The 7,652-nt window shown below is 62.5% G+C and carries 6 protein-coding genes, 1 tRNA gene and 1 pseudogene; 6 read left to right on the top strand and 2 right to left on the bottom strand.

Features of this window, described 5'->3' with window-relative positions:
• Nucleotides 1–124: 124 nt before the first annotated feature.
• Nucleotides 125–1,936, bottom strand: coding sequence for a peptidase C14 (locus X728_RS137245; RefSeq protein ID WP_023833278.1), 1,812 nt, complete (start codon nucleotides 1,934–1,936; stop codon nucleotides 125–127).
• Between the two features lie 267 nt (nucleotides 1,937–2,203).
• On the opposite strand from X728_RS137245, the gene X728_RS137240 reads away from it, so the two are divergent.
• The 6 genes and pseudogenes from X728_RS137240 to X728_RS0136745 form a co-directional block, all read left to right on the top strand.
• On the top strand, nucleotides 2,204–3,172 hold the full coding sequence (locus tag X728_RS137240) for a D-alanyl-D-alanine carboxypeptidase family protein (RefSeq protein ID WP_023833279.1): 969 nt from the start codon (nucleotides 2,204–2,206) through the stop codon (nucleotides 3,170–3,172).
• 431 nt (nucleotides 3,173–3,603) lie between these two features.
• Nucleotides 3,604–4,515 carry a DUF1003 domain-containing protein gene (locus tag X728_RS137235; protein WP_023833280.1) on the top strand — a complete coding sequence of 304 codons (912 nt, stop codon included), beginning with the start codon at nucleotides 3,604–3,606 and terminating at the stop codon, nucleotides 4,513–4,515.
• Nucleotides 4,516–4,677: 162 nt separating this feature from the next.
• Nucleotides 4,678–4,754 (top strand) — tRNA-Arg (locus X728_RS137230).
• A gap of 594 nt (nucleotides 4,755–5,348) precedes the next feature.
• Nucleotides 5,349–5,699 carry a MarR family transcriptional regulator gene (locus tag X728_RS137225; RefSeq protein WP_245266237.1) on the top strand — a complete coding sequence of 117 codons (351 nt, stop codon included), beginning with the start codon at nucleotides 5,349–5,351 and terminating at the stop codon, nucleotides 5,697–5,699.
• Nucleotides 5,700–5,723: 24 nt separating this feature from the next.
• On the top strand, nucleotides 5,724–6,455 hold the full coding sequence (locus X728_RS137220) for an NAD(P)-binding domain-containing protein (RefSeq protein WP_023833282.1): 732 nt from the start codon (nucleotides 5,724–5,726) through the stop codon (nucleotides 6,453–6,455).
• A 210-nt stretch (nucleotides 6,456–6,665) separates the two neighbouring features.
• Nucleotides 6,666–6,962, top strand: a pseudogene (locus X728_RS0136745) (short-chain dehydrogenase/reductase); the annotation flags it as partial.
• A 205-nt stretch (nucleotides 6,963–7,167) separates the two neighbouring features.
• Here the strand turns inward: X728_RS0136745 and X728_RS00300 are convergent.
• Nucleotides 7,168–7,652: FCD domain-containing protein (locus X728_RS00300; RefSeq protein WP_023833284.1), on the bottom strand; the 485-nt coding region annotated here is incomplete at its 5' end.

Raw genomic sequence — 7,652 nt, forward strand, 5'->3', positions numbered from 1 at the left:
CTGCGCGAGCACAAGAAGCTCGCTCTGCGCCAAGCCGCATGACCAGCATCATGATCGCCCATTTTGCAGAACTTGACGCACACAACCGCGGATCGACCCTCCCCACAAGGGGGAGGGTGGACGCCTACTGCCGTTTGTACTCCCGGACCGGCGACTTGGTGCCGTCGGTGTAGGTGACCTGCACCGCCATCGAAGTCACGTTGTCGGCGACCTTGAAGTAAGGCTGGTAGTCATAAGGAATGGCGTACGGGTCCTTCTTGTCGCAAGGCGGCAGCTTGATCTCCTTGTCGAGCGCCGTGCCGTTCAAGCTGTAGCGCACCTCCTTGATGCCGCAGCGGAATGACAGCATCTGGGAGAAATAGACCAGGCCGTGATTGCCGCTGGCGTCGAAGGCGATCCACGACGTCCAGAACTGGTCGAGGATCTGTTTGTTGCCCTGTTGCAGCGCCGCGTCCGGATCGAAACTTATGTCGAACGGCCCGGTCTCGCGGCCCCTGAGATCGAGATATTTGACCCCGATGGTGGTGGCCGTGGTGCTGTCGGGCAATTCGAAGCTCGGATTGGGCATCGGCTTGCCGGTGCGCTGGTCGTTCATCGCCATCAGCCCGGTGTCGGTGAACGGACCTGACACACCCATGCGCCAGGAAATGCCGGTCGCGGCCTCGGGCAGCGAGATGGAGATCGTCCAGCCGGCATTGGAGCGCATTGGCGTCAGCGTCGGGGCAAAGCGTGCTGGGTCGAGCACGTCGCCAAGCGCCGTCAGGCGGGTACGGCTGCGGTCGAGCCAGTCGGCGAGCTGCGTCTGGTCGACGAAATATTTGAGCAGCCCGCCTTCCTTTTCATAGGAGACGAACCTGGTCAGCGCCTCGGCCTCGCTGCGCTTGTCGGACAGCGACTGGACGCCGAGGCGATCCTCGGAAAACTCCTGCGCGAGCAGGTAATAGGCCGGTGCGAAATCCGGATTGGCCGCGATGAAGGCGTTGAGCTTGTCGAGACGTTGGGCATCGTCGAACTGCAGGATATGGACCAGCTTGATCGACAGCGCCTTGGCCTTGTCGGCCAGGGCGCCGAACACTTCGCGGGCGCCGGCCTTGCCGTCCTGCACGCGCAGCAGGGTGGCGAAGCGTGTGTAGGGATCGACGGCGTCGACGTCGAAACCGGCGAAAGCGAGATAGGAGCGCCGCGCATTCAGCATGTCGCCGGAAAGCTCGTAGACGCGGGCATTGTGGTAGAATTCGTCCGGCCGCTTCGGCTCGGCGATCGTCCCGCCCTGCGCGGCCAATGCGGCAAAGCCCTTCGCGATGGTGTCGATCGAGGCGGCGATCTGCTCGGTGGTCGCCTGAAGCTTATCCGCCTGCTCGGCCTGTTTCTGCTGGCCGGCAGCGAGCGTTTCGGTCGTCTGCTTGACCGCCTCTACCGACTTTTGCGTCTGCGCGCCCTGCTCAGCCTGCTGCTGCTGGGTCGACGCAATTTCCTCGGTCTTCTTCGCCACCGCGTCGGTCGATTGCTTGACCTGGTCGACCGCCAGCTTCGTCTCGGTTACCGTTCGCTCGATCCTGGCCACCCTGGCCGAGACGATGCCCATCTGCTGCTGCAACTGGGCGATGGCCGGCACCAGGCCGGCGATCACACCGTTCTGCGAATTGGTCTGCTGCTGCAGGCCATAGACGCCGCCCGCGACGGCGGCAGCGCTGGTGGCAAAGATCAGCGCCGGCAGCGCCTTGGCGGCCAGCACCAGCCGCAGAACGATGGCAATGGCGATGACGGCTGCGGCAACCGAAGCGACCAGCGCGATATAGGCGGCGAACGGCGCCAGCGGATTGAGGATGTCGGAAGCAGCGCCGCCGATGAAAGCGACGCTGCCGGCCCATTTGCCGGTGCGGCTGAGCGAAGCCCTGATAAGAGATGGCGCAGCCGCGCCGATGTCACCGGTCATTGTCAAATCCCCCCAAGCAATTGCCGCCTCTATAGCAGCACCGCGACCCCGCAGGCAAAACAGGACAGGAAGCAGGCGATTTCGGGCGGGTGGGCGGATGTCGAGGTTGCCGTTTCAGCGCCGATGATTGGCGAAGCCGAAGCGACATCTGATCTCCCCCCTTGCGGGGGAGATTGGCAGCGTCATCGGCAGCTCCGCCGTTAACCAAATGGACGAACACAATGGGTTAGGCTAGGTTCCGGCCCTCTCAGCAACGCCGGACTTGCCTTGCCAAACTTCCATTTCCCCTCCCTCATACAAAAATTCGTCGCGGCCTTGCTGCTGCTCGTCTTCGTTGCCGGCTGCAGCACCACCGCGCCGCCCGACAGCGTGCTGGCGGTGCCGGCGCCGCAGGAGAAATATGCCGCCATCGTAATCGATGCCGGCAGTGGCAAGACGCTGTTCGAGGTCAGTTCGAGGGCGCAACGCTATCCGGCGTCGCTGACCAAGATGATGACGCTCTACCTGCTGTTCGAGGCGCTGGAGTCCGGCCGTGTCTCGAAGGAAACGCAGATCCCGGTCTCCGAGAATGCCGCCCGGCAGCCGCCGACCAAATTGCGCTTCAAGCGCGGCGAGAGCATCGATGTCGATTCGGCGATCCGGGCGATCGTTGTCAAGTCGGCCAATGACGTGGCGGTGGCGGTGGGCGAATATCTCGGCGGCTCGGAGAACCAGTTCGCCGCCATGATGACCTCGAAGGCGCGCCAGATCGGCATGAGCAGCACCGTCTTCCGCAATGCCTCCGGCCTGCCCGACGATGGCCAGCACACATCGGCGCGCGACATGGCGACGCTGGGGATGGCGCTGCGCGCCCGCTTCCCGCAGCAGTTCCACTATTTCTCCGAAAGCGACTTCATGTTCCGCGGCCGGCTGGTGCGCGGCCACAACGACATGCTCGGCCGGGTGCGCGGCGTCGACGGCATCAAGACCGGCTATATCAGGGCATCCGGTTACAATATCGTCACGTCCTACAATGCCGACGGCCGGCATCTGATCGTGGTGGTGATGGGCGCCGACAGCGCTAGGCAGCGCAACGACCATGTCGAAGCGCTGATCCAGCGCAGCCTGTCGCCCGCCATGGCCGATACGAAGACGCGGCTGATGTTTGCGGGAGATCAGCCGGCCGCGTCGCCCGGCCTGCCGCCGCCTGGTTTGCCGGCGCAGGGGTCGCAGTTGCCTGGTTTACCGCCGCAATAGAACCCGTCGTTGGGTGGAGGAACTCTGAAACGCCGGCGGGACAGCACCCCCCTCTGGCCTGCCGGCCATCTCCCCCTCAAGTGGGGAGATTAGCAGCTTCGGCGTCTCGCCTCTTTTTCGTGTTTGGCGAAGCCATGGCGACATCTGATCTCCCCCCTTGAGGGGGAGATGTCCGGCAGGACAGAGGGGGGTCGTGAAGGATCGCTGCCTCATCTTAACTCTGCAGCAGGCGCGACCTCCGTCGGCAACAGCACTTCGGCGGTCTGGTTGCCGAGCAGCAGGCGAGCGAGGCCCCGGGGGGCTGCGCCGCCACAGGCAATTGCAGCAGGCATTCATCACAAGCGCTTGCACAAGCCCGCAATCGTCACCGCGGCGGTGGCTATGCCGCCTCGCCTTGGCGTATCGTGGGCGCGACAGCAGGAGCCGGCATCATGAGCCCAAAACCATCCGAACAGGCCGACAATGAAAACGACAGCGGCGGCGAGTATTTCGAGGCGCCGCCCGCCCACGACGCCGAACTGGTTGCCGACGAGGCGCTGGAAGCGCCCGATGTGCCGGACTCCGAACCCCATGGCCGCCTGAAGCCGAAGCGAAAGCCGTCGGCGATATCAGGTAGAAAGTTCCGCAAGCGTGACCTGGTGCGCATCGACGACCTCAGGCCGAGCCTGGCCGACCGCATCCGCTCCGATCATCCCGACCTGCCGCGCGGCGCCCGCATCAGCCGCGAGGAGCTCGGCCGCTACCGCATGCGCTACATGGAGGAGCTACTGCAGCAGGAGCATGGCGAATTCTCCGAACTCGACCGCCAGGTGGTCGAATCGATCGCCAGGCAGGACACGATCTCGGAAAACTCGGAAGAGGAGTNAGAGGAGTTCGAGGAGCACCGCTCGTTCGCCGACCGCGTCTCCGACAACATGGCGGCTTTCGGCGGCAGCTGGTGGTTCCTGATCTCGTTCGGCAGCGTGCTTGCGGTGTGGGTCGGCATCAATTTGATCGCGGGCGTGAGCAGCGCCTTCGACCCCTATCCCTTCATCCTGCTCAACCTGCTGCTCTCCTGCATCGCCGCCGTCCAGGCGCCGATCATCATGATGAGCCAGAGACGGACGGAGGCCAAGGACCGCCTGCGCTCCTTCAACGACTACCGGGTGAACCTGAAAGCCGAGCTGGAAGTGCGCCATCTGCACGAAAAGCTCGACTATCTGATCTCGCGCCAATGGACGCGGCTGGCCGAAATGCAGCAGATGCAGCTGGACGCGATGCATGAACTGACCGGCGCGAAGAAGGCGAAGCGGGCGCCGCGCAGGGTGCGCAGGCGGGTGGCGAAGGTGGAGGTGGCGGGGTGAGTCCCGGGCTGAGGCTGCAGGGCGGACGCGAAGTTGCCAGGCCGCGCAAGGCGGCTTCGAAAATATCGCCACGCCAATTGCCCGTTGAAGCCCGCGCCGGCTTCCGCTAAGAAGCCGTGGCTGGCCGGCCTATCGGCTGGTTCGTTTTCAGGTTCCTTGAAGGCACCCGTAGCTCAGCTGGATAGAGCGCTGCCCTCCGAAGGCAGAGGTCACAGGTTCGAATCCTGTCGGGTGCGCCATTTTCGTTTGAATTTCAATGTATTAGATGGCCATAGGCGAAATGCTCTTGCGCAAGGCAATATGCCCGTAAGCAGTGGAGCGAGCTTTGGCCACTGGCTGACTGACGTCGACGGGTACAAGTGTGCGTTGGATTCATTGATTTTTGCGGAGGCGGCGCGCCCCATGATCCAAGGGAACGGTTGAGCGTTGCTCCTGGAGGCAGCACTCAAACCGTTCGGTTCGTGGTGGTTTTGACCGGTATGCGCCTCCCTCCAGTCGTTTGGGGCCGCGGCATCCTCTCCCGAAGCTGCCTTTGGCCAGCGTCCTCGATGCTGCCGGGCATATGTCGATCAGGTTTTCGAGAACCCCAGTCCCTCCAAGGCGCATGCGCCGGAAGATTAGTCGCGCATGCGGACTGGCTCCAAGTGCAGCTGGAGGGTTGCAATCCTCGATAGTCACATTATCTAGTGCACTAGATACTAGTTCGCCAGCGAACTCGGTTTGCTCTTTGGGCTGTGGACGGCACCGGTATGACCTCTCAAAAAAGCGCGTCACATTTGGTTCGAATGCAAATCTCGTTCGCCCTGTACGGGGCGGCGGGCCGGATGGCACGCATGCACAAGCCGTTCCTCGATCCGTTGGGCCTGACCTTTCCCCAGTACCTTGTGATGCTGGAGCTCTATGCGTCCGCACCCCGGTCCGTAGGTGATCTTGGAAACTCTTTGGGCATGGACACCGGCACGATCACCCCATTGCTCAAGCGGCTCGATACCTGCGGGATGGTGACGCGAATGCGCGATCCCGAGGACGAACGCCGGGTCCTTGTCGATCTCACACCTGCCGCTCACAGCATCAAGGACGAGGTCTGGACCATCTCCGGCAAGATTAAAAGTGCCTGTCAAATGTCCGAGGACGAGATCATTGCGCTGCGAGACACTCTTCATGACTTCGCTCACCGCTGCTAAAATTTGAAAACCAAAGGATGTAAAATGAAAATCGGAATCGTTGGGGCCGGCAACATCGGCTCGCTGGTTGCAAAGAAGCTGGACGCCGCTGGCCACCAGGTGAAACTGGCGAACTCGCGTGGCCCCGAAAGTCTTGCGGACACAGTTGCCGGCACCGGCATCCAGGCCGTTGAGAGAGAGGAGGCAGTGCTGGATGCCGATGTGGTCATCCTGTCAGTGCCCTCCAAGAACCCAGACCTGGCAACGATTCTTGCCGGCGCCCCTGCTGGCGCAATCGTGGTGGACACCTCCAATTACTATCCAACCCGTGACAGCAAAATCTTCGAGGTTGATAGCTGCAAGCCGGAGACCGTTTGGGTTAGCGAGCAGGTGGGGCGCCCCCTTGTTAAGGCTTGGAACGCGCTGCTAGCGCAGACATTGGCAGCGGCCGGTTTGGAGGCCGGTGCTCCAGGTCGCATTGCCATCCCGCTTTCCGGTGACGACGCCGCGGCCAAAGCACTTGTATCCGATCTCATCAGCGTCACTGGCTTCGATACGGGGGATGCGGGTACTCTTGAGGAGTCTTGGCGACTGCAGCCGGGCACTCCCGCCTATTGCACTGAGTTGACCGCCCACGAACTCAAGGCTGCGCTCACCGCCGCTGACAGGAAACGCGCTCCTTCGAACCGCGACGCCATCATGGCATCGTTCTCCAAGCCGGACGCAGAGTTCACCCGAGCTGCCGCAGTAGCAACCAATCGGTCTCTCTCTGCCTGATTTAGTTTGCGGCCGCCCGCGATAAGCGGGCGGCACGCGGCCTTCGGCCGAATGCGCTCCATTCGCCGCCAAAATTCTCGCGCTCGGCCTGTGGCCACGTTTTTTTCGTCTGAGCTGACCATCAGGCGCGCCGCACACGCCGAAATTTCCTTCGATCAGCCGCGCTCAACCGCAGCCTCGAGCAGCATCTTGGCCGCATCGCGCGTTGCGCTTCCATCTAGCCCAGCGCCCTCGGACGAGCAGGTCTTGGCGACATATGGCGAAGTTGCGCTGGTCCCAGGCCAAATCAAAAACAACTCCGATCAGGGATTTGATCCTGCGAATCCACCCCGCCCTCAGTTGGTGGCTGACGCCATCGCACGGCTAGTCGACACTACGGAAAGGCGCCCATTGCGCACCGTCGTCATGCCAGAGGGCATGGACTTCGGGGTGGAGGGACTGAATCAGGCCGTCGCTCCTATTCAAAACAACCTGCTCACTGCGCTCGGCATGTCGAACATGATCTGATAGCGGAACCGCCATCGCGTGGCCTATGACCTTAACGTCAGCTTTCGGCGCTCGGGCGCCGAAAGCCGTCGGTCTGATTGCGGCCCGACGCTGCCGGACCGCTTTGCCGCTCAATCTCAGTCGTAAAGTTGCATTTTCGTTGCCGGGAAGCAGACATTTTCTGCAAGGCGCTTCGCAGGGCTGGATAGGCTAGGCTCACGCGGACTTAGACCATGCGAAGTTTATCTCGAGCGATCTGCCACGCCGATTCGACATGTCGCCTTGCCGCCGCTTCCGCTTCATCGGGCTTGCGCGCCCTTATCGCATCCATGATCTCATTCATCTCGGTGATCGCCGCTTNTGCCGCCGCTTCCGCTTCATCGGGCTTGCGCGCCCTTATCGCATCCATGATCTCATTCATCTCGGTGATCGCCGGCTCGCGGCGGTTCTCCGAAAGAATAGTCATCGAACGAAGCTGATTGATGCGGACATTCAACCCGCTGACGATTTCCCAGGCGACACGCTTGTCGGCGGCCTCGAACAGCGCCTCGTAGAATTTCGTCGTTGCCCGCATAACCGCCGTCGGCATCGCGGACGCCCACGCATCGAACAAATCCGCCAGCGCCCCTTCGAGCGTTGCCAACTGCTCGCCGGTGGCCGACAGGGCACAGGCTCGGGCCGCGATGCCTTCAAGCAGAGCCCGAAGCTCGT

Origin of the sequence: Mesorhizobium sp. L103C119B0, assembly GCF_000502235.1 — a bacterium.
Classification (GTDB): Bacteria; Pseudomonadota; Alphaproteobacteria; order Rhizobiales; family Rhizobiaceae; genus Mesorhizobium.